Below are 22432 nucleotides of genomic sequence, written 5' to 3'. Positions count from 1 at the left end.
CCAGGCCGAGATTTTATGAGCGCCCCGCCGGTTCGCGAGGTCCAAGCCTGCACGCCGATCACGACGGGCGGTCAGCCCTTGAAGCTGGCATTTCAGCCCCCATATACCCGGCAGACCAGCGAGCACGCCTCGCACAGACCCATTTGCGCAGGAGAGAGACCATGGCTGACGAACAGCTGGACGAGAACATCCTTAACGGCAACGTCGAAGACACCGGTGCAGACGAGCTCAGCGCTCGCGTCCAGGTGCTCGAGGAGCAGCTAGCCGCCGCCCAGGATCAATCCCTGCGCGCCGTCGCCGACCTGCAGAATGTGCGCCGTCGCGCCGAGCAGGATGTCGAGAAGGCGCACAAGTTCGCGCTGGAGAAATTCGCTGGCGACCTGCTGCCGGTGATCGACAGCCTCGAGCGTGGCCTGGAGCTGTCCAGCGCCGAGGACGAAACCATCAAGCCGATGCGCGAAGGCATCGAGCTGACCTTGAAGATGTTCAGCGACACCCTGGCACGCTACAACCTGCAGCCGATCGACCCGCACGGCGAGCCGTTCAACGCCGAGCATCACCAGGCCATGGCCATGCAGGAAAGCGCCGACGTCGAGCCCAACAGCGTGCTCAAGGTGTTCCAGAAGGGCTACCTGCTCAATGGCCGTCTGCTGCGCCCCGCCATGGTGGTGGTCAGCAAGGCGCCGACGGCACCGCAACCTTCTATCGATGAAAAGGCTTGAAATCCTTCCGGGCATCCCCATCTAGGTGTCAAGCACTCACGTATTGCCGCAGTTGGCCTAAGCCGCCGCTGTAACCTAATTCAAGTTTCGGGAGAGTTTACATGGGCAAGATCATCGGTATCGACCTGGGGACCACCAACTCGTGCGTCTCCATCCTCGAAAACGGTAACGTCAAGGTCATCGAGAACGCCGAAGGCGCGCGCACCACGCCGTCCATCGTCGCTTACGCCAACGACGGCGAGATCCTGGTCGGCCAGTCCGCCAAGCGTCAGGCCGTGACCAACCCGCACAACACCCTGTTCGCGGTGAAGCGCCTGATCGGCCGTCGCTTCGAAGAAGACGTCGTGCAGAAAGACATCAAGCTGGTGCCGTACAAGATCGTCAAGGCGAACAACGGTGACGCCTGGGTCGAAGCTTCTGGCAAGGAAATGGCGCCGCCGCAGATCAGCGCCGAAGTCCTGAAGAAGATGAAGAAGACCGCCGAAGACTACCTCGGCGAAGCGGTGACCGAAGCGGTCATCACCGTACCGGCCTACTTCAACGACAGCCAGCGTCAGGCCACCAAGGACGCCGGTCGCATCGCCGGTCTGGACGTCAAGCGCATCATCAACGAACCGACCGCTGCGGCCCTGGCCTACGGCATGGACAAGGCCAAGGGCGACCACACCGTGATCGTCTATGACCTCGGTGGTGGTACCTTCGACGTGTCGGTCATCGAGATCGCCGAAGTCGACGGCGAGCACCAGTTCGAAGTGCTGGCCACCAACGGCGACACCTTCCTGGGTGGCGAAGACTTCGACATGCGCCTGATCGACTACCTCGTCGACGAGTTCAAGAAAGAGTCCGGCATGGACCTGAAGAACGATCCTCTGGCCCTGCAGCGTCTGAAAGAAGCCGCCGAAAAAGCCAAGATCGAGCTGTCCTCGGCCCAGTCGACCGACGTCAACCTGCCGTACATCACCGCCGATGCGACCGGTCCGAAGCACCTGAACGTGAAGATTTCCCGCGCCAAGCTGGAATCGCTGGTCGAAGACCTGGTCAAGCGCACCATCGAGCCGTGCCGCATCGCCCTGAAAGACGCCGGTATCGACGCCAGCAAGATCGACGACGTGATCCTGGTCGGTGGCCAGACCCGTATGCCGATGGTGCAGAAGGCCGTGGCCGACTTCTTCGGCAAGGAAGCACGCAAGGACGTCAACCCGGACGAAGCCGTCGCCATGGGTGCGGCCATCCAGGGCGCCGTTCTGGCCGGTGACGTGAAGGACGTGCTGCTGCTGGACGTCAGCCCGCTGACCCTGGGTATCGAAACCATGGGCGGCGTGATGACCGCGCTGATCGAGAAGAACACCACCATCCCGACCAAGAAGTCGCAGGTGTTCTCGACCGCCGACGACAACCAGAACGCCGTGACCATTCACGTGCTGCAGGGTGAGCGCAAGCAGGCCTCGCAGAACAAGTCCCTGGGCAAGTTCGACCTGGCCGACATCCCGCCAGCACCTCGCGGCGTGCCACAGATCGAAGTGACCTTCGACATCGACGCCAACGGCATCCTGCACGTCGGTGCCAAGGACAAGGCCACCGGCAAGCAGCAGTCGATCGTCATCAAGGCCAACTCCGGCCTGTCGGACGACGAGATCGAGCGCATGGTGCGTGACGCCGAGGCCAATGCCGAGGAAGACCGCAAGTTCGAAGAGCTGGTCGCGGCCCGCAACCAGGGTGACGCGCTGGTCCACTCGACCCGCAAGATGGTCACCGACGCCGGCGACAAGGTGACGGCCGACGAGAAGTCCGCGATCGAAGCCGCCGTGGTTGCCCTGGAAGCTGCCCTGAAAGGCGACGACAAGGCTGCCATCGACGCCAAGGTCGAGGAGCTGTCGAAGGTCTCCGCGCCCGTCGCGCAAAAGATGTACGCCGAGCAGGGCGAGCAGGCGCAAGCCGGTGCCCAGCAGCAGGCCGAGCCTGAAGCGCGCAAGGACGACGTGGTCGACGCCGAGTTCGAAGAAGTGAAAGACAACAACAAGCAGTAATCCCTGCAAGTTGTCGGCCGGTTGATCGCCCTGAGGCGATCAACTGGTAGGATGTCGCCGCGCGGGGGCTTGCTCCCGCGTTGGCGTGTCTGGAACACGAGAATTTTTACGGCATCTGTCTGGGCGCTTCCGAGTGTGGCGGCAGGTGCTGTCGGCACGGCGCATGATGCGCAGAGGTTTGCCGAACGCCCTCAAGAGTGCAAATGACCTATGGCAAAGCGTGATTATTATGAGGTGCTGGGTGTCGAGCGCGGCGCCAGTGAAGCTGACCTCAAGAAGGCCTATCGCCGTCTGGCGATGAAGCACCACCCGGACCGTAACCCGGGTGACAAAGCGTCCGAGGACATGTTCAAGGAGGCCAATGAGGCCTACGAAGTGCTGTCCGACGCCAGCAAACGCGCCGCCTACGATCAGTATGGCCACGCCGGTGTCGATCCGAGCATGGGTGGCGGCGGTGCCGGCTTCGGTGGCGCCAACTTCTCCGATATCTTCGGCGATGTCTTCAGCGACTTCTTCGGCGGTGGTCGGGGCGGCGGTCGCGGTGGCGCCCAGCGCGGCAGCGACCTGCGCTACACCCTCGAACTGAACCTGGAAGAAGCGGTGCGCGGCACCACCGTCAGCATCCGTGTGCCGACCCTGGTCAACTGCGCGCCGTGCGATGGCACCGGTGCCAAGAAGGGCTCCTCGCCGATCTCCTGCCCGACCTGTGGCGGCATCGGCCAGGTGCGCATGCAGCAAGGGTTCTTCTCGGTGCAGCAGACCTGCCCGCGCTGCCACGGCCAAGGCAAGATCATCAGCGACCCGTGCACGTCCTGCCAGGGCGAAGGGCGCGTCGAAGAGTACAAGACGCTGTCGGTCAAGGTGCCGCCAGGGGTCGACACGGGCGATCGCATCCGCCTGTCCGGGGAAGGCGAAGCCGGTACCCAGGGCGGCCCGACGGGCGATCTGTACGTGGTCATCAGCGTGCGTGAGCACTCGATCTTCCAGCGCGACGGCAAGCACCTGTACTGCGAAGTGCCGATCAGCTTCATCGAAGCGGCCCTGGGTGGCGAGCTCGAAGTGCCGACGCTCGATGGCCGGGTCAAGTTGAAGATCCCGGAAGGTACCCAGACCGGCAAGCAGTTCCGTCTGCGCGGCAAGGGCGTGGCGCCCGTGCGCGGTGGGGCGCCGGGCGACCTGTTGTGCCGTGTGGCCGTGGAAACCCCGGTCAACCTCAGCCGTCGCCAGCGCGAACTGCTCGAAGAGCTGCGTGATTCGCTGCAGGTCGACAGCTCCCACTCGCCCAAGGCCAGTGGCTGGTTCGACGGCGTGAAGCGCTTCTTCGGCGATCTCTGACAAGGAACACGACATGCGACGTATTGCGGTGATGGGCGCGGCAGGGCGGATGGGCAAGACGCTCATCGAGGCCGTGCAGCAACAGGCGCCAAGCGCGGGCCTGACGGCGGCGGTCGACAAGCCCGACAGCTCGCTGGTCGGTGCCGATGCCGGCGAGCTGGCGGCACTGGGCCGGATCGGTGTGCCGCTGTGCGGCGACCTGGCCAAGGTGGCGGACGAATTCGATGTGCTCATCGACTTCACGCACCCGTCGGTGACCCTGAAGAACCTGGCGTTCTGCCGCAAGGCAGGCAAGGCCATGGTGATCGGCACCACCGGCTTCACGACCGAAGAGAAGGCCTTGCTGGCCGAGGCCGGCAAGGAGATTCCAATCGTCTTCGCCGCCAACTTCAGCATCGGCGTCAACCTCTGCCTCAAACTGCTCGACACGGCCGCTCGCGTGCTGGGCGACGAGGTGGACATCGAGATCCTCGAGGCGCACCACCGCCACAAGGTCGATGCGCCGTCCGGAACCGCGCTGCGCATGGGTGAGGTCGTGGCTCAGGCGCTGGGTCGTGACCTGGACGAGGTGGCCGTGTACGGTCGCGAAGGCCAGACCGGCGCGCGGGATCGCAAGACCATCGGTTTCGCCACCGTGCGTGCAGGCGATGTGGTCGGCGATCACACCGTGCTGTTCGCGGCCGAAGGCGAGCGCGTGGAGATCACCCACAAGGCCTCGAGCCGCATGACCTTCGCCAAGGGCGCGGTTCGTGCTGCGCTGTGGCTGGATGGGCGCGCGCCTGGGTTGTATGACATGCAGGATGTGCTGGATCTGCGTTGAGTGAGGACGGCAGGTGCTCGGGCCGTGAGGGTCGGGTGCCTGTTGTGGTTTTAGGCGGTGCGTGCCTGATCCATGTCGGCAGCAGTGTGGCAGGTTTGCGGGTCCTGCGGACCCGATCGCGGCACGGGGGCCGCTCCCACAGGGGATTGCATCAGTCTGTCAGATCAGCAATGCGGCCCGGACTGAGCGGCCCCTGCGCCGCGATCGGGTCCGCAGGACCCGCTGCATGACTTTGGTCTCTCTTCAGGTCCAGCCTGCAAGCCGGCCTCATACCCGCCATGTCGCCATCCCGTGTTTTTCAGGCACATATCCGGTAGACCCAAAACACTCATTCCTGTAAGCTACAGCTTTAGTGTGTCCACTAAAAGCGCGCAGATAATCAGCATATTAAAGCGGAGTGACGTGTCCATACGTCATTCCGCTTTTTTGCAACCTGCGATCGCCCTTTCAGGCTTGATTTACGGGAGGTCTTCTTGACTAAGCCAGCCATACTCGCCCTTGCCGATGGCAGCATTTTTCGCGGTGAAGCCATCGGAGCCGACGGGCAGACCGTTGGTGAGGTGGTGTTCAACACCGCAATGACCGGCTACCAGGAAATTCTCACGGACCCTTCCTACGCCCAGCAGATCGTTACCCTGACCTACCCGCACATCGGCAACACCGGCACCACCGCCGAAGACGCCGAATCCAACCGTGTCTGGTCCGCCGGCCTGGTCATCCGCGACCTGCCGCTGCTGGCCAGCAACTGGCGCAACACCCAGTCGCTGCCCGATTACCTCAAGGCCAACAACGTCGTCGCCATCGCCGGCATCGACACCCGTCGCCTGACCCGCATCCTGCGCGAGAAGGGCGCCCAGAACGGGTGCATCCTGGCCGGTGACGACATCACCGAGGAAGCGGCGATCGCTGCAGCGCGCGGTTTCCCAGGCCTGAAGGGCATGGACCTGGCCAAGGTGGTCAGCACCAAGGAGCGTTACGAGTGGCGCTCCGGGGTCTGGGACCTCAAGACCGATAGCCACCCGACCGTCGATGCCGCCGACCTGCCGCATCACGTCGTCGCCTTCGACTACGGCGTCAAGGTCAACATCCTGCGCATGATGGTCGACCGCGGCTGCCGCCTGACCGTCGTGCCGGCGCAGACCCCGGCGAGTGAAGTGCTGGCGCTGAACCCGGACGGCGTGTTCCTCTCCAACGGCCCGGGCGATCCCGAGCCGTGCGACTACGCGATCCAGGCGATCAAGGACATCCTCGAAACCGACATCCCGGTCTTCGGCATCTGCCTGGGGCACCAGCTGCTGGCCCTGGCCTCCGGTGCCAAGACCGTGAAGATGGGCCATGGTCACCACGGCGCCAACCACCCGGTGCAGGACATCGACTCCGGCGTGGTCATGATCACCAGCCAGAACCACGGCTTCGCCGTTGACGAAGCGACCCTGCCGAGCAACGTGCGCGCCATCCACAAGTCGCTGTTCGACGGCACCCTGCAGGGCATCGAGCGCACCGACAAGAGCGCGTTCAGCTTCCAGGGCCACCCCGAGGCGAGCCCAGGGCCGACCGACGTCGCGCCGCTGTTCGACCGCTTCATCGATGCCATGGCCAAGCGCCGCTAAGCATCCTGCTCCAGGGCTCCCGGACCGGCACGCGCCGCGTCCGGACGCGCCCGACCAAGATCGTTCAAGACGGCTTGCCGACTGACCCGCGGATTTGAGTGACAACCATGCCAAAACGTACAGACATCAAAAGCATCCTGATTCTCGGCGCTGGCCCGATCGTGATCGGCCAGGCCTGCGAATTCGACTACTCCGGCGCCCAGGCCTGCAAGGCCCTGCGCGAGGAAGGTTTCCGCGTCATCCTGGTGAACTCCAACCCGGCCACCATCATGACCGACCCGTCGATGGCCGACGCCACCTACATCGAGCCGATCAAGTGGCAGTCGGTGGCCAAGATCATCGAGAAGGAGCGCCCTGACGCGGTGCTGCCGACCATGGGTGGCCAGACTGCGCTGAACTGCGCCCTGGACCTGGAGCGCCACGGCGTGCTCGAGCAGTTCGGCGTGGAAATGATCGGTGCCAACGCCGACACCATCGACAAGGCCGAAGACCGTTCGCGCTTCGACAAGGCGATGAAAGACATCGGCCTGGAATGCCCGCGTTCCGGTATCGCCCACAGCATGGACGAGGCCAACGCGGTGCTTGAGCGCCTGGGCTTCCCCTGCATCATCCGTCCGTCCTTCACCATGGGCGGCACCGGTGGCGGCATCGCCTACAACCGTGAAGAGTTCGAAGAGATCTGTGCCCGGGGTCTGGACCTGTCGCCGACCAAGGAGCTGCTGATCGACGAATCGCTGATCGGCTGGAAGGAATACGAGATGGAGGTGGTCCGCGACAAGAAGGACAACTGCATCATCGTCTGCTCGATCGAGAACTTCGACCCGATGGGCGTGCACACCGGCGACTCGATCACCGTCGCCCCGGCCCAGACCTTGACCGACAAGGAATACCAGATCATGCGCAACGCCTCGCTGGCGGTGCTGCGTGAGATCGGTGTCGAGACCGGCGGCTCCAACGTGCAGTTCGGCATCTGCCCGGACACTGGCCGCATGGTCGTCATCGAGATGAACCCGCGCGTGTCGCGTTCCTCGGCCCTGGCCTCCAAGGCCACTGGCTTCCCGATCGCCAAGATCGCTGCCAAGCTGGCCGTCGGCTACACCCTCGACGAGCTGCAGAACGACATCACCGGCGGCCGCACCCCAGCGTCCTTCGAGCCGTCGATCGACTACGTCGTCACCAAGCTGCCGCGCTTCGCCTTCGAGAAATTCCCCAAGGCCGACGCCCGCCTGACCACCCAGATGAAGTCGGTCGGTGAAGTCATGGCCATCGGCCGGACCTTCCAGGAATCCCTGCAGAAAGCCCTGCGTGGCCTGGAAGTCGGCGCCTGCGGCCTCGACCCGAAAGTCGACCTGGCCAGCCCGGAGGCGGCCAGCATCCTCAAGCGCGAGCTGACCGTGCCGGGCGCCGAGCGCATCTGGTACGTGGCCGACGCCTTCCGTGCCGGCATGACGCGTGACGAAATCTTCGCCCTGACCAGCATCGACCACTGGTTCCTGGTGCAGATCGAAGACATCATCAAGGACGAGGAAAAGGTCAAGACCCTGGGTCTGGCCGACATCGACGCCCAGCTGATGCGTCGCCTCAAGCGCAAGGGCTTCTCTGACCAGCGCCTGGCGAAACTGCTCGGGATCACCGACAAGAACCTGCGCCGTCACCGTCACAAGCTCGACGTGCTGCCGGTCTACAAGCGTGTCGACACCTGCGCGGCCGAGTTCGCCACCGACACCGCCTACCTGTACTCCACCTACGAGGAAGAGTGCGAGGCCAATCCGTCGACGCGCGACAAGATCATGATCCTCGGTGGCGGCCCCAACCGTATCGGCCAGGGCATCGAGTTCGACTACTGCTGCGTTCACGCGGCCCTGGCGCTGCGTGAAGATGGTTACGAAACCATCATGGTCAACTGCAACCCCGAGACCGTGTCGACCGACTACGACACCTCCGACCGCCTGTACTTCGAGCCGCTGACCCTGGAAGACGTGCTGGAAGTCTGCCGCGTCGAGAAGCCCAAAGGCGTCATCGTTCATTACGGTGGCCAGACCCCGCTGAAACTGGCGCGCGCCCTGGAAGAGGCCGGCGTACCGATCATCGGTACCAGCCCGGACGCCATCGATCGCGCCGAAGACCGCGAGCGCTTCCAGCAGATGGTGCAGCGCCTGAACCTGCTGCAGCCGCCGAACGCCACCGTGCGCAGCGAAGACGAAGCCATCCGTGCCGCCGGCGACATCGGCTACCCGCTGGTGGTGCGTCCTTCGTACGTGCTGGGCGGTCGCGCCATGGAGATCGTCTACGAACTGGACGAACTCAAGCGCTACCTGCGTGAGGCGGTCCAGGTCTCCAACGACAGCCCGGTACTGCTCGACCACTTCCTCAACTGCGCCATCGAGATGGACGTGGATGCGGTCTGCGACGGCACCGACGTGGTGATCGGCGCGATCATGCAGCACATCGAACAGGCCGGCGTTCACTCCGGTGACTCGGCTTGCTCGCTGCCACCGTACTCGCTGAGCCAGGGCGTCCAGGACGAAGTCCGCGAACAGGTGCGCAAGATGGCCCTGGAGCTGGGCGTGGTCGGCCTGATGAACGTGCAGCTGGCCCTGCAGGGCGACAAGATCTACGTGATCGAGGTCAACCCGCGCGCCTCGCGTACCGTGCCGTTCGTGTCCAAGTGCATCGGCACCTCGCTGGCGATGATCGCTGCGCGCGTGATGGCCGGCAAGACGCTCAAGGAACTGGGCTTCACCAAAGAGATCATCCCGAACTTCTACAGCGTCAAGGAAGCCGTCTTCCCGTTCGCCAAGTTCCCGGGCGTGGACCCGATCCTCGGCCCAGAGATGAAGTCCACCGGCGAAGTGATGGGCGTGGGCGACAGCTTCGGCGAAGCCTTCGCCAAGGCCCAGATGGGCGCCAGCGAAGTGCTGCCGACCGGTGGCACCGCCTTCATCAGCGTGCGTGACGACGACAAGCCGCAGGTCGCTGGTGTGGCCCGTGACCTGATCGCCCTGGGCTTCGAGATCGTGGCCACCGCCGGCACCGCCAAGGTGATCGAGCAGGCCGGTCTGAAGGTGCGCCGTGTGAACAAGGTGACCGAAGGGCGTCCTCATGTGGTCGACATGATCAAGAACGACGAAGTATCGTTGATCATCAACACCACCGAAGGCCGTCAGTCGATCGCTGACTCCTACTCGATCCGCCGCAACGCGCTGCAGCACAAGATCTACTGCACCACGACCATTGCCGCGGGTGAAGCCATCTGCGAAGCGTTGAAATTCGGTCCGGAAAAGACCGTGCGCCGCTTGCAGGATCTGCACGCAGGACTCAAACCATGAGCATGACCAAGTACCCCATGACCGTCCAGGGTGCTCGCGCCCTGGAAGAAGAGCTGACCTTCCTGAGCAAGACCGAGCGCCCACGCCTGAGCCAGGCCATTGGCGAAGCGCGCGAACTGGGCGACCTGAAGGAAAACGCCGAATACCATGCCGCACGCGAAGAGCAGGGCATGGTCGAGGCGCGTATCCGTGACATCGAAGGCCGTCTGCAGAACGCCGTGGTGATCGACGTCACCACCATCGCCCATACCGGCAAGGTCATCTTCGGCACTACCGTGCTGCTCGAGAACACCGAATCCGGCGATCAGGTCACCTACCAGATCGTCGGCGAGGACGAGGCCGACGTGAAGAAGGGCAAGCTGTCCAGCAGCGCGCCGATCGCCCGTGCCATCATCGGCAAGGAAGAAGGTGACACGGTGGTCGTCAAGACGCCCAACGGCACGGTCGAGTACGAGATTGTCGAAGTCAAGCACATCTGACCGACGCCTGCGGGCGCCGTCCCTCGAGGGCATCCTCTGGCAGCTGGCCCAGGTCTTCTGGGTCGGCGGCCTGTGGGTGTTCCACGTGGGGCTGGTGCCGGCGCTCAAGGTCAGCGGCCTGGCGCCCCTGCTGGTGCAGGACGTCGCTGCGCAGATCGACCGTTGGCTGGTCGGTGTGGCGTGGCTCGGGCTGATGATCCAGCTGGCGGTGCTGGCGCGAGTCGACGGCCTGCCGGCCTGGTGGCGTCAGTTCCGGGGGCAGATGCTGTTGCTGGGCTTCACCGCCTGCGTGGCGTACTACACGCTGCGCTATGGCATCGCCGTCGGGGAGCGGTGGCAGATGTTCTGCTTCCTGGCGCTGGGCTTCGCCGGCATCGTGCTGGTGGCCCAGCCGGTCCCCGTCAGGGCGCGCGCGCCGCGCCGCTGAGGGGGTTCACCGCTTACTTGTAGCGGTGGACGTTCGACAGCTGCTTGTTCGGCTGCGGGTTCTTGCGGTAGATCAGGGCTTTCTTGCCGATGGTCTGCACCAGCTCGGCGCGGCCGACCTTGCACAGCTCGGCGATGGCCGCGGCACGCTCTTCGCGATCTTCCGAGCGGATCTCTACCTTGATCAGCTCGTGATCGGCCAGGGCGCGCTCCAGTTCGGCCACCACACCTTCGTTCACCCCATTGCCGGCGACGATCAGGACAGGCTTGAGGTCATGACCAATGGACTTGTACTGCTTCTTCTGCTCGTTATTGAGCGGCATAATCTGACCCTTTTCGTCTGATTCTGTAAAATTGACGGGCATTTTACCCGAGGGCCCGTGGCTCCGCCCAGTCAATCACGACGCATATCATCGAGGTGCCCCGTGGCGCAACGTTCCAAAAGCAGCCATAACTGGCTGAGAGAGCATTTCAACGACCCCTTCGTCAAACAGGCGCAGAAGGATGGCTACCGCTCGCGCGCCAGCTACAAGCTGCTGGAGATCCAGGAAAAGGACCGGCTGATCCGCCCGGGCATGAGCGTGATCGACCTGGGCGCCGCCCCGGGTGGCTGGTCGCAGGTGACCAGTCGTCTGATCGGTGGGCAGGGGCGTCTGATCGCCTCCGACATCCTGGAGATGGACAGCATCCCCGACGTGACCTTCATCCAGGGCGACTTCACCCAGGACGAAGTGCTCGAGCGCATCCTGCAGGCGGTCGGCGATTCCCACGTGGACCTTGTGATTTCCGACATGGCCCCCAATATGAGTGGTACGCCCGAGGTCGACATGCCGCGGGCAATGTTCCTGTGCGAGCTGGCCCTGGATCTGGCCAGCCGCGTATTGAAACCTGGCGGCGATTTTCTGATCAAGATATTCCAGGGTGAAGGCTTCGATCAGTACCTCAAGGACGTGCGTGGCAAGTTCGACAAGGTGCAGATGCGCAAGCCGTCCTCGTCGCGGGACCGTTCCCGCGAGCAGTACCTGCTCGCCAGGGGTTGGAAGGGGTAGGGCGTGCCGCAGGTACGTGTTGCCACGTCGAGCGATAGGTAATTCCAATCGGCGGTTTCTGACGGGCGTGTCGGATCTTCGTGTAGGCTAAGTTTCACAAAGGGTTACAGACGGCGCCTGCGGATGCGTAGGTAATGTAGTAAGTTACGCCGGTGAATATCATGCGAGGCACGGCCGCGTCGTGCGCCGGACCTCAGAGGGTAGCTAATTGAACGACATGGCAAAGAACCTGATCCTGTGGTTGATCATCGCGGCGGTCCTCGTGACGGTGATGAACAACTTCTCCAGCCCGAACGAGCCGCAGACCCTCAACTACTCCGACTTCATCCAGCAAGTGAAGGAAGGCAAGGTCGAGCGCGTGACCGTCGACGGTGCCGTCATCACGGGCAAGCGTACCGATGGCGACAACTTCAAGACCATCCGTCCGGCCATCGCCGACAACGGCCTGATCGGCGATCTGGTCGACAACCGTGTCGTGGTCGAAGGCAAGCAGCCCGAGCAGCAGAGCATCTGGACCCAGTTGCTGGTGGCCAGCTTCCCGATCCTGGTGATCATCGCGGTGTTCATGTTCTTCATGCGCCAGATGCAGGGCGGTGCCGGGGGCAAGGGTGGCCCGATGAGCTTCGGCAAGAGCAAGGCGCGCCTGCTCTCCGAGGACCAGGTCAAGACCACGCTGGCTGACGTCGCCGGTTGCGACGAGGCCAAGGAAGAAGTCGGCGAGCTGGTGGAATTCCTGCGTGATCCGGGCAAGTTCCAGCGCCTGGGCGGTCGCATTCCCCGCGGCGTGCTGATGGTCGGCCCGCCCGGTACCGGCAAGACCTTGCTGGCCAAGGCCATCGCCGGCGAGGCGAAGGTGCCGTTCTTCACCATTTCCGGTTCTGACTTCGTCGAGATGTTCGTCGGTGTCGGTGCCAGCCGCGTGCGCGACATGTTCGAGCAGGCCAAGAAGCATGCGCCGTGCATCATCTTCATCGACGAGATCGACGCCGTCGGCCGCCACCGTGGCGCCGGCATGGGTGGCGGTCACGACGAGCGCGAGCAGACCCTCAACCAGCTGCTGGTAGAGATGGACGGCTTCGAGATGAACGATGGCATCATCGTCATCGCCGCGACCAACCGTCCCGACGTGCTGGACCCGGCGCTGCTGCGTCCTGGCCGCTTCGACCGTCAGGTCGTGGTCGGGCTGCCGGACATCCGTGGTCGCGAGCAGATCCTCAAGGTCCACATGCGCAAGGCGCCGATCAGCGAGAACGTCAACGCCGCAGTCATTGCCCGTGGCACACCTGGCTTCTCCGGTGCCGACCTGGCCAACCTGGTCAACGAGGCCGCGCTGTTCGCCGCCCGTTCCGGCAAGCGCACCATCGAGATGAAGGAGTTCGAGCTGGCCAAGGACAAGATCATGATGGGCGCCGAGCGCAAGACCATGGTCATGTCCGAGAAAGAGAAGCAGAACACGGCCTACCACGAAGCCGGTCACGCCATCGTCGGCCGCGTGGTGCCCGAGCATGATCCGGTCTACAAGGTGTCGATCATTCCGCGCGGCCGCGCCCTGGGCGTGACCATGTTCCTGCCCGAGGAAGACCGCTACAGCCTGTCCAAGCGTGCCCTGATCAGCCAGATCTGCTCGCTGTACGGCGGCCGGATCGCCGAAGAGATGACCCTGGGCTTCGACGGCGTCACCACCGGTGCCTCCAACGACATCATGCGTGCCAGCCAGATCGCCCGGAACATGGTCACCAAGTGGGGCCTGTCGGAGAAGCTGGGCCCGCTGATGTATGCCGAGGAAGAAGGCGAAGTGTTCCTGGGTCGCGGTTCGTCGGGCCAGAACACCAGTGTATCGGGTGAGACCGCCAAGTTGATCGATTCGGAAGTGCGCAGCATCATCGACCATTGCTACGACACCGCTCGCCAGATCCTCATGGAAAACCGCGACAAGCTCGATGCCATGGCTGAAGCGCTGATGAAGTACGAAACCATCGACGCCGACCAGATCGACGACATCATGGCCGGGCGCACCCCGCGCGAGCCACGTGACTGGGACAACAACGACGCTGGGTCGTCCGGCACGCCGGTCGCGCCACAGGGCGATCGTCCCGAGTCCCCGATCGGTGGCCCCGCCGCTCAACACTAAGGGCGCCTATGAGCTCTCAGCAGTACCCCACCCGGTTGCCCTGCGGCAACCGGGTGCTCGATCTGTCCCAGACCCATGTCATGGGCATCCTCAACGTCACCCCTGACTCCTTTTCCGATGGTGGCCAGTTCGCGCGCCGTGACGCGGCACTGCGCCATGCCGAAGCCATGGTGGCGGCGGGTGCGACGCTGATCGACGTGGGTGGTGAATCCACCCGCCCAGGCGCGCGTGCCGTGTCGGTCACCGAGGAGCTCGAGCGTGTGGCGCCGATGGTCGAAGCCATCGCCGCCCACCTGGACGTAGTCATTTCGGTCGATACCTCCACGCCTGCGGTCATGCGCGAAGCCGCGCGTCTGGGCGCCGGCCTGATCAACGATGTGCGTGCGCTCGAGCGCGACGGCGCGCTGGATGCTGCTGCTGCCACGGGGCTGCCCGTGTGCCTGATGCACATGCGCGGCGAGCCCGGCACCATGCAGGATGACCCGCACTACGACGATGTGACCCAGGATGTGGCGCGCTATCTGGAATCGCGCATGGCGGCCTGCGCGGCTGTCGGTATCGACGCCAGTCGCATCGTGCTCGATCCGGGGTTCGGCTTCGCCAAGACGCTGGCGCACAACCTCAGCCTGTTCAAGCACCTCGAGGTGTTGCATCGCCTGGGCCGTCCGCTGCTGGTCGGCGTGTCGCGCAAGAGCATGATCGGCCTGACCCTGGAACGATCGGTCGATGAGCGACTCTATGGCAGCCTGGCGTTGGCTGCCTTGGCGATGACCCAGGGCGCGCGTATCCTTCGCGTCCATGATGTGCACGAGACCGTCGATGTGGTGCGCATGATCGCTGCGGTGCAGAACGCCGAATAAAAGAATCCTGGAGCCTCGTCATGAGCAGAAAATACTTTGGTACCGACGGCATCCGTGGCCGTGTCGGTGAGTACCCGATCACGCCCGACTTCATGCTCAAGCTCGGCTGGGCGGCGGGCATGGCCTTCCGCAAGCAGGGCAACTGCCGCGTGCTGGTCGGCAAGGACACGCGGATCTCCGGCTACATGTTCGAGTCGGCCCTGGAGGCCGGGCTGTCCGCCGCCGGTGCCGACGTGATGCTGCTGGGGCCGATGCCCACGCCGGCCATCGCTTACCTGACGCGCACCTTCCACGCCGAAGCCGGCATCGTCATCAGTGCCTCGCACAACCCCCACGATGACAATGGCATCAAGTTCTTCTCGGGCCAGGGTGTCAAGCTGCCCGACGACATCGAACTGATGATCGAGGAGCTGCTCGATCAGCCGATGACCGTCGTCGAGTCGAGCAAGCTGGGCAAGGTCTCGCGGATCAACGACGCGGCCGGCCGCTACATCGAGTTCTGCAAGAGCAGCGTGCCGAGCAGCACCGATTTCGCCGGCCTCAAGCTGGTGGTCGACTGTGCCCACGGCGCGACGTACAAGGTGGCCCCGAGCGTGTTCCGCGAGCTGGGCGCCGACGTGACCGTGCTGCATGCCCAGCCCGACGGGCTGAACATCAACGAGAGCTGCGGCTCGACCCACATCGAGTCGCTGCAGGCCGCCGTGCTGGTCGGGCACGCCGACCTGGGCATCGCCTTCGATGGCGACGGCGACCGCGTGCTGATGGTCGACCACACCGGTGCGATCGTCGATGGCGACGAACTGCTGTTCATCATCGCCCGCGACCTCCAGGAGCGCGGCAAGCTGCAGGGCGGCGTGGTCGGGACCCTGATGAGCAACCTGGGCCTGGAGCTGGCTCTGGGCGAGCTGGGCATTCCGTTCGCGCGTGCCAAGGTGGGCGATCGTTACGTGATGGCCGAGCTGCAGGAGCGTGACTGGCAGCTCGGTGGCGAGAACTCCGGGCACGTGGTGTGCTGCAACCACACCACCACGGGCGATGCGATCATCGCCGCGCTGCAGGTGCTGATGGCGCTCAAGCGCCGCGGCGAGACGCTGGCGCAAGCCCGTCAGGCGCTGCGCAAATGCCCGCAGGTGCTGATCAACGTGCGCTTCTCCGGCAGCGACGTCGACCCACTGGAGCATCCCGAGGTCAAGCAGGCCAGCGCCGAGGCGACCGAGGCCATGGCCGGGCGTGGCCGCGTACTGCTGCGCAAGTCGGGTACCGAGCCGCTGGTACGGGTGATGGTCGAGGGCGATGACGAAGGCCAGGTGCGCAAGCATGCCGAATCGCTGGCCAAACTGGTCACCGAGGTTTGTGCGTGAAAGAGGCTTGCCAGCGCGAATCGGTTTGGATAAGATCTGCGCCCACTTTGATCGACGAGGTAAAGCATGCGTCGCCCCATGGTAGCTGGTAACTGGAAAATGCACGGTACCCGCGCCAGCGTCGCTGAGCTTATCTCGGGCCTGAGCAGGCTGCCCCTCCTGGGGAGTATCGAAGTCGCAGTGTTCCCACCGGCGCTGTTCATTTCCTCGGTCATCGAGGGTGTGCAGGGCACGGAGATCATCGTCGGGGCACAGAATTCTGCGGTACAGCCTGGGCAGGGCGCATTGACCGGCGAGCTTTCGCCGACTCAACTCGCCGACGTAGGGTGTGAACTTGTTCTGGTCGGGCACTCCGAGCGTCGCCAGTTGATGGGCGAAGACGACGATGTGCTCCAGCGCAAGTTTGCAGCCGCCCAGGCCAGTGGTTTGAAGCCGGTGCTCTGCATAGGGGAAACCCTGGAAGAGCGCGAGGCGGGCAAGACGCTCGACGTCGTCGGTCGTCAGCTGGGCAGTATCATCGATGCATGTGGTGTTACGGCCTTTGCCAATGCAGTCATCGCCTACGAGCCCGTCTGGGCTATCGGCACGGGGCTGACGGCAACGCCTCAGCAGGCTCAGGATGTGCACGCCGCGATCCGAAGCCAGCTGGCGGCAAAGGATGCCGAGATCGCCGCCAACGTACAGATCCTGTACGGCGGCAGTGTCAAGGCAGCCAATGCGGTTGAGTTGTTCGGCATGCCGGATATCGATGGGGGGCTCATTGGTGGAGCGTCCCTGAACGCAGACGAATTCGGTGCAATTTGTCGCGCCGCAGGAAACTGAACAAATGCTGGAAACAGTCGTAGTCGTTTTTCATCTGTTGGGTGCCATCGGGGTTATTGCGCTGGTGTTGCTGCAACAGGGTAAAGGTGCGGAAGCCGGTGCTTCGTTTGGCGCAGGTGCTTCGAATACCGTATTCGGTAGTCAGGGCTCCGCCACGTTCCTGAGTAAAATCACTGCTATACTTGCTGCCTCTTTCTTTTTGACGGCACTTGGGTTAGGATACTTCGCAAAGCAGAAAGCACATGAGCTTTCTCAAGCCGGTCTCCCAGATCCAGCGGTCATGGAAGTCCAGCAGCAACAAAAACCGGTATTGAATGATGATGTACCGGTGCTCCAAGAACAGAAGAGCGCAACGACCCCAACTGCGGGTGATGTACCTCCTCCGGCTGAAGAGCAGCAGTAATAGGTTTCATGTAGTATTGCCGAGGTGGTGGAATTGGTAGACACGCAACCTTGAGGTGGTTGTGCCCATAGGGTGTAGGGGTTCGAGTCCCCTTCTCGGTACCAATTGAAGCATGAGAGCCCGCTGTTGCGGGCTTTCTTGCAGGTGGAGGTCAGATTGACCCCTTCGCGGGTTCGGTCTTATACTTTCGCTCCAGCGTTGACGCGGGGTGGAGCAGTCTGGTAGCTCGTCGGGCTCATAACCCGAAGGTCGTTGGTTCAAATCCAGCCCCCGCAACCAATGTCAGCGGAGCCCCTTCACAGGGGCTTTTTGTTGGCTGAACAGTCTTAGCGCCGTTGTCCGACGGCGTATCAGGGATGGGCGCTTCGCCCATTTTTTATTTGCACAGCATGCACGAGGGGGTTCAGGTGTCGAGCAAGCTAGAACAGTTGCAGGCTTTGCTGGCCCCGGTTGTCGAGGGTCTGGGCTACCAATGCTGGGGGATCGAATTCATCTCCCAAGGCAAGCATTCGGTCCTGCGTATCTACATCGACAAAGAGGGCGGCATCCTGGTGGACGACTGCGAAGCGGTCAGCCGTCAGGCCAGTGGCGTACTGGATGTAGAAGATCCAATCAGCTCCGAATATACCCTCGAAGTGTCTTCTCCCGGCATGGATCGGCCGCTGTTCACCCTTGAACAGTTCGCCCTGCATGCCGGCGAACAAGTGAAGATCAAACTGCGTACGCCGTTCGAAGGGCGGCGTAATTTCCAAGGCCTTCTCCGCGGTGTGGAGGAGCAGGACGTGGTGGTTCAGGTAGACACCCACGAGTTCCTGCTGCCGATCGATTCGATCGACAAGGCCAATATCATTCCCAGTTTTGACTGAGACGTGCCTGGCCCGGCGGAGATTCCGGGTCTGAAGGCTTGCGCAAGGCGAGGCGTACGATGAGCAAAGAAGTACTGCTGGTTGTTGAATCGGTATCCAACGAAAAGGGCGTTCCGCCCGGCGTCATTTTCGAGGCGCTGGAAGTGGCCCTGGCCACCGCGACCAAGAAGCGTTTTGAAGACGAAGTCGACCTGCGTGTGGAAATCAACCGCCACACCGGTAGCTACGAAACCTTCCGTCGCTGGACCGTGGTCGAGGAAGACGACCTGGACGATCCGGCCATTGAAGTCTGGCCGAGCAAGATCAAGGACAGTCATCCCGAGGCCAACGTCGGTGACGTGATCGAGGAAAAGATCGAGTCCATCGAGTTCGGTCGCATCGCCGCCCAGACCGCCAAGCAGGTCATCGTACAGAAGGTCCGTGAGGCCGAGCGTGCGCAGATCGTCGACGCCTACCGCGAGCGCGTCGGTGAGATCATCTCGGGTACGGTCAAGAAAGTCACCCGCGACAACGTCATCGTCGACCTGGGCAACAACGCCGAGGCGCTGCTGGCGCGCGAAGACATCATCGCTCGCGAAACCTTCCGGGTTGGCGTGCGCCTGCGTGCGCTGCTCAAGGAAATCCGTACCGAAAACCGTGGTCCGCAGCTGATCCTGTCGCGTACCGCTCCACAGATGCTGATCGAGCTGTTCCGGATCGAAGTCCCGGAAATCGCCGAGGGTCTGATCGAGGTGATGGCTGCGTCCCGTGATCCGGGTTCGCGCGCCAAGATCGCCGTGCGCTCGAAGGATAAGCGCATCGACCCGCAGGGTGCCTGCATCGGCATGCGTGGCTCGCGCGTCCAGGCCGTTTCCGGCGAACTGGGTGGCGAGCGCGTGGACATCGTCCTCTGGGACGAGAACCCGGCACAATTCGTCATCAATGCCATGTCGCCCGCCGAAGTTGCCGCCATCATCGTCGACGAGGATGCCCATGCCATGGACATCGCCGTGGCCGAGGACAACCTCGCCCAGGCGATCGGTCGCGGCGGTCAGAACGTTCGCCTGGCCAGCCAGCTGAGCGGCTGGACCTTGAACGTGATGACCGAGAAGGACATCCAGGCCAAGCAGCAGGCCGAGACGGGCGACATCCTGCGCAACTTCATCGAAGAGCTGGAAGTCGATGAAGAACTGGCTCAGGTGCTGGTCGACGAAGGCTTCACCAATCTGGAAGAAATTGCCTACGTACCGTTGGAAGAAATGCTCAACATCGACGGCTTTGACGAAGACATCGTCAACGAGCTTCGCGCTCGTGCCAAGGATCGTTTGTTGACCAAGGCCATCGCTACCGAGGAAAAACTGGCAGACGCGCATCCGGCCGAAGACTTGCTCTCCCTCGAGGGCATGGACGACGACCTGGCAGCGGAACTGGCGGTGCGCGGCGTGGTTAACCGCGAAGACCTGGCCGAGCAGTCGATTGACGACCTGCTCGACATCGACGGCATCGACCAAGAGCGTGCCGGCAAGTTGATCATGGCCGCCCGAGCCCACTGGTTCGAGTAATTAGGCGCGGCCTGAGGAGAGAAGTGCATGACGCAAGTCACGGTGAAAGAACTGGCCCGAGAGGTCGAAGCACCGGTAGAGCGCCTGCTGCAGCAGATGCGTGAGGCAGGTCTGCCGCACACCGACGCCGGTCAGGTAGTGACCGACAATGAAAAGCAGGTTTTGCTGAACCACCTGAAAAGTGGCCACAAGGCCAAGGCGGAAGAGCCGCGCAAGATCACCTTGCAGCGCAAGACCACCAGCACCCTGCGTGTCGCCGGTAGCAAGAGCATCAGCGTAGAAGTACGCAAGAAGAAAGTATTCGTTCAGCGCAGCCAGGAAGAGATCCAGGCGGAGCAGAAACGCGAGCTCGAAGAGCGTCGTGCCGCCGAAGAAGCCGCGCGCATCAAGGCCAACGCCGATTCCCGTCAGCGCATCGAGGAGCAATCCCGTCGCGAGCCGGCTGCAGCGGCCAAGCCTGCACCGGCTGCCGCTCCGGCATCGGCCCCGGCTCCGGCGGCTGCCCCGGCGGCCAACGCACCAGCGTCCGAAGACGCCGCGGCGCGTGCTGCCGAGCGCAAGAAGGACGACGCCCGTCGTGGCGAGCGTGCCCGTGAGGACGATCGTCGTGGCGAGCGCCGCAACGAGGCGCCGCGCGTATCGGTGAAGGTCAAGGTCAAAGAGAAAGAGAAGGCCCCGACGCCGCGTGCTGCGCCGCGTACTACCGAAGAAGAGAGCGATGGTTTCCGTCGCGGTCGCGGTGGCAAGGGCAAGCTGAAGAAGCGCAACCAGCATGGCTTCCAGAGCCCGACTGGCCCGATCGTCCGTGACGTCACCCTCGGCGAGACCATCACCGTCTCCGAGCTGGCACAGCAGATGGCCGTCAAGGGCGCCGAAGTCGTCAAGTTCATGTTCAAGCTGGGCACGCCCGTCACCATCAACCAGGTGCTGGACCGTGAAACCGCACAGCTGGTCGCCGAAGAGCTGGGCCACAAGGTCAAGCTGGTCAGCGACACCGCGCTGGAAGACTCCCTGGCCGAATCGCTGAAGTTCGAAGGCGAGACCGAGTCGCGTGCACCGGTGGTGACCGTGATGGGCCACGTCGACCATGGCAAGACCTCGCTGCTCGACTACATCCGTCGTGCCAAGGTTGCCGCAGGCGAGGCCGGTGGTATCACCCAGCACATCGGTGCCTACCACGTGGAAACCGACCGCGGCATGGTCACCTTCCTCGATACCCCAGGCCACGCCGCGTTCACCGCGATGCGTGCCCGTGGTGCCAAGGCCACCGACATCGTCATCCTGGTGGTGGCGGCGGACGACGGCGTGATGCCACAGACCCGCGAAGCCGTTCAGCATGCCAAGGCAGCGGGCGTTCCGCTGGTCGTGGCGGTGAACAAGATCGACAAGCCAGGCGCGGACCTCGACCGTATTCGCAACGAGCTGTCCGTCGAAGGCGTGACCTCCGAGGACTGGGGTGGTGACACGCCGTTCGTGAAGGTCTCGGCGAAGATGGGTACCGGTGTCGACGAGCTGCTCGAAGCCGTCCTGCTGCAGGCCGAGATCCTCGAGCTGAGCGCGACGCCGACCGCGCCAGGTCGTGGCGTCGTGGTCGAATCGCGTCTCGACAAGGGCCGCGGTCCGGTCGCTACCATCCTGGTTCAGGACGGTACGCTGCGTCAGGGCGACATGGTGCTGTGCGGTTCCAACTACGGCCGCGTCCGTGCCATGCTCGACGAGAACGGCAAGCCTGTGAAGGAAGCCGGCCCGTCGATCCCGGTCGAGATCCTCGGCCTGGACGGTACGCCGGAAGCCGGTGACGAGCTGTCCGTGGTCGCCGACGAGAAGAAAGCCCGTGAAGTGGCCATGTTCCGTCAAGGCAAGTACCGCGAGGTCAAGCTGGCCCGTGCGCACGCCGGCAAGCTGGAAAACATCTTCGAGACCATGGGTCAGGAAGAGAAGAAGACCCTCAACATCGTCCTCAAGACCGATGTGCGCGGTTCCCTGGAAGCGCTGCAAGGCTCGCTCGGCGGGTTGGGCAACGACGAAGTCCAGGTGCGTGTGGTCGGTGGCGGTGTCGGTGGTATCACCGAGAGCGACGCCAACCTGGCGCTGGCGTCCAATGCGGTGCTGTTCGGCTTCAACGTGCGTGCCGATGCCGGTGCGCGCAAGATCGTCGAGCAGGAAGGTCTGGATATGCGTTACTACAACGTGATCTACGACATCATCGAAGACGTCAAGAAGGCCCTGACCGGCATGCTCGGCAGCGATGTTCGCGAGAACATCCTGGGCGTCGCCGAAGTGCGTGACGTGTTCCGTTCGCCGAAGTTCGGCGCTGTCGCTGGCTGCATGGTCATCGAAGGCACCGTCTACCGCAACCGTCCGATCCGCGTACTGCGCGAGGACGTGGTGATCTTCGAAGGCGAGCTGGAATCGCTGCGTCGCTTCAAGGACGACGCTGCCGAAGTCCGTTCGGGCATGGAGTGCGGCATTGGTGTCAAGAGCTACAACGACGTCAAGGTCGGCGACAAGATCGAAGTCTTCGAGAAGGTCCAGGTGGCGCGTACGCTCTAAGCAACGTGCCAGGGAGAACGTCGGGTCATCCTCTGCGAGGACCCGATCGCGCTCTACGAACAGCGCCCGGTCAGGCTTTCGCCTGGTCGGGCGTTTGC

Annotated in this window: 18 protein-coding genes and 2 tRNA genes; 19 read left to right on the top strand and 1 reads right to left on the bottom strand. The window is 63.4% G+C overall.

Annotated elements, in window-relative coordinates; all coding sequences use genetic code 11:
- Positions 1 to 161: 161 nt before the first annotated feature.
- The 8 genes from grpE to G7007_RS13415 all read left to right on the top strand — a co-directional run bounded on the left by grpE (position 162) and on the right by G7007_RS13415 (position 10749).
- The gene (gene grpE, locus G7007_RS13450; RefSeq protein WP_181102437.1) at positions 162 to 722 is read left to right on the top strand and encodes a nucleotide exchange factor GrpE; all 561 of its coding nucleotides are present in this window, start codon (positions 162 to 164) and stop codon (positions 720 to 722) included.
- Between the two features lie 101 nt (positions 723 to 823).
- Complete coding sequence (dnaK, locus tag G7007_RS13445; RefSeq protein WP_181102435.1) at positions 824 to 2749, top strand: molecular chaperone DnaK; 1926 nt, start codon at positions 824 to 826, stop codon at positions 2747 to 2749.
- Between the two features lie 210 nt (positions 2750 to 2959).
- Positions 2960 to 4084, top strand: coding sequence for a molecular chaperone DnaJ (gene dnaJ, locus G7007_RS13440; protein ID WP_181102433.1), 1125 nt, complete (start codon positions 2960 to 2962; stop codon positions 4082 to 4084).
- Positions 4085 to 4097: 13 nt separating this feature from the next.
- Complete coding sequence (dapB, locus tag G7007_RS13435; RefSeq protein ID WP_181102432.1) at positions 4098 to 4904, top strand: 4-hydroxy-tetrahydrodipicolinate reductase; 807 nt, start codon at positions 4098 to 4100, stop codon at positions 4902 to 4904.
- Between the two features lie 473 nt (positions 4905 to 5377).
- Positions 5378 to 6514 (top strand): glutamine-hydrolyzing carbamoyl-phosphate synthase small subunit, encoded by a 1137-nt coding sequence (gene carA, locus G7007_RS13430; protein WP_181102431.1) that lies wholly within the window; start codon positions 5378 to 5380, stop codon positions 6512 to 6514.
- Between the two features lie 107 nt (positions 6515 to 6621).
- The gene (carB, locus tag G7007_RS13425) at positions 6622 to 9843 is read left to right on the top strand and encodes a carbamoyl-phosphate synthase large subunit (RefSeq protein ID WP_181102430.1); all 3222 of its coding nucleotides are present in this window, start codon (positions 6622 to 6624) and stop codon (positions 9841 to 9843) included.
- Positions 9840 to 10322, top strand: coding sequence for a transcription elongation factor GreA (greA, locus tag G7007_RS13420; protein WP_181102429.1), 483 nt, complete (start codon positions 9840 to 9842; stop codon positions 10320 to 10322). The genes carB and greA overlap by 4 nt, the downstream gene beginning before the upstream one ends.
- Positions 10300 to 10749: an MFS transporter gene (locus G7007_RS13415; RefSeq protein ID WP_181102428.1), complete on the top strand. Its 450-nt coding sequence runs from the start codon at positions 10300 to 10302 to the stop codon at positions 10747 to 10749. Before greA ends, G7007_RS13415 begins: the two co-directional genes overlap by 23 nt.
- Positions 10750 to 10762: 13 nt before the next feature.
- On the opposite strand, the gene G7007_RS13410 is transcribed toward G7007_RS13415, so the two are convergent.
- Entirely contained in the window at positions 10763 to 11071 is a 309-nt protein-coding gene (locus tag G7007_RS13410) for a YhbY family RNA-binding protein (protein ID WP_060392475.1), read from the bottom strand.
- A gap of 102 nt (positions 11072 to 11173) precedes the next feature.
- On the opposite strand from G7007_RS13410, the gene rlmE reads away from it, so the two are divergent.
- The 11 genes from rlmE (at position 11174) to infB (ending at position 22334) form a co-directional block, all read left to right on the top strand.
- Positions 11174 to 11797, top strand: coding sequence for a 23S rRNA (uridine(2552)-2'-O)-methyltransferase RlmE (rlmE, locus tag G7007_RS13405; protein WP_060392476.1), 624 nt, complete (start codon positions 11174 to 11176; stop codon positions 11795 to 11797).
- 217 nt (positions 11798 to 12014) lie between these two features.
- The gene (gene ftsH / locus G7007_RS13400) at positions 12015 to 13928 is read left to right on the top strand and encodes an ATP-dependent zinc metalloprotease FtsH (protein WP_181102427.1); all 1914 of its coding nucleotides are present in this window, start codon (positions 12015 to 12017) and stop codon (positions 13926 to 13928) included.
- An 8-nt stretch (positions 13929 to 13936) separates the two neighbouring features.
- A complete protein-coding gene (folP, locus tag G7007_RS13395; RefSeq protein ID WP_181102426.1) occupies positions 13937 to 14788 on the top strand; it encodes a dihydropteroate synthase in 852 nt (283 codons plus the stop codon).
- Between the two features lie 20 nt (positions 14789 to 14808).
- On the top strand, positions 14809 to 16149 hold the full coding sequence (gene glmM, locus G7007_RS13390; protein ID WP_181102425.1) for a phosphoglucosamine mutase: 1341 nt from the start codon (positions 14809 to 14811) through the stop codon (positions 16147 to 16149).
- Between the two features lie 66 nt (positions 16150 to 16215).
- The gene (tpiA, locus tag G7007_RS13385) at positions 16216 to 16971 is read left to right on the top strand and encodes a triose-phosphate isomerase (RefSeq protein WP_181102423.1); all 756 of its coding nucleotides are present in this window, start codon (positions 16216 to 16218) and stop codon (positions 16969 to 16971) included.
- 4 nt (positions 16972 to 16975) lie between these two features.
- The gene (secG, locus tag G7007_RS13380) at positions 16976 to 17374 is read left to right on the top strand and encodes a preprotein translocase subunit SecG (protein WP_181102421.1); all 399 of its coding nucleotides are present in this window, start codon (positions 16976 to 16978) and stop codon (positions 17372 to 17374) included.
- Between the two features lie 18 nt (positions 17375 to 17392).
- Positions 17393 to 17478 (top strand) — tRNA-Leu (locus G7007_RS13375).
- A gap of 98 nt (positions 17479 to 17576) precedes the next feature.
- Positions 17577 to 17653, top strand: a tRNA-Met gene (locus G7007_RS13370).
- Between the two features lie 128 nt (positions 17654 to 17781).
- Positions 17782 to 18240 carry a ribosome maturation factor RimP gene (gene rimP, locus G7007_RS13365; RefSeq protein ID WP_060392482.1) on the top strand — a complete coding sequence of 153 codons (459 nt, stop codon included), beginning with the start codon at positions 17782 to 17784 and terminating at the stop codon, positions 18238 to 18240.
- A gap of 59 nt (positions 18241 to 18299) precedes the next feature.
- Positions 18300 to 19781 carry a transcription termination factor NusA gene (gene nusA, locus G7007_RS13360; RefSeq protein WP_181102419.1) on the top strand — a complete coding sequence of 494 codons (1482 nt, stop codon included), beginning with the start codon at positions 18300 to 18302 and terminating at the stop codon, positions 19779 to 19781.
- A 27-nt stretch (positions 19782 to 19808) separates the two neighbouring features.
- The gene (gene infB, locus G7007_RS13355; protein WP_181102417.1) at positions 19809 to 22334 is read left to right on the top strand and encodes a translation initiation factor IF-2; all 2526 of its coding nucleotides are present in this window, start codon (positions 19809 to 19811) and stop codon (positions 22332 to 22334) included.
- The last annotated feature ends 98 nt before the right edge of the window (positions 22335 to 22432 follow it).

It is taken from the genome of Pseudomonas entomophila (assembly GCF_013523125.1).
GTDB lineage: Bacteria > Pseudomonadota > Gammaproteobacteria > Pseudomonadales > Pseudomonadaceae > Aquipseudomonas > Aquipseudomonas entomophila_B.
This window is presented reverse-complemented; position numbering and strand designations above follow the sequence as displayed.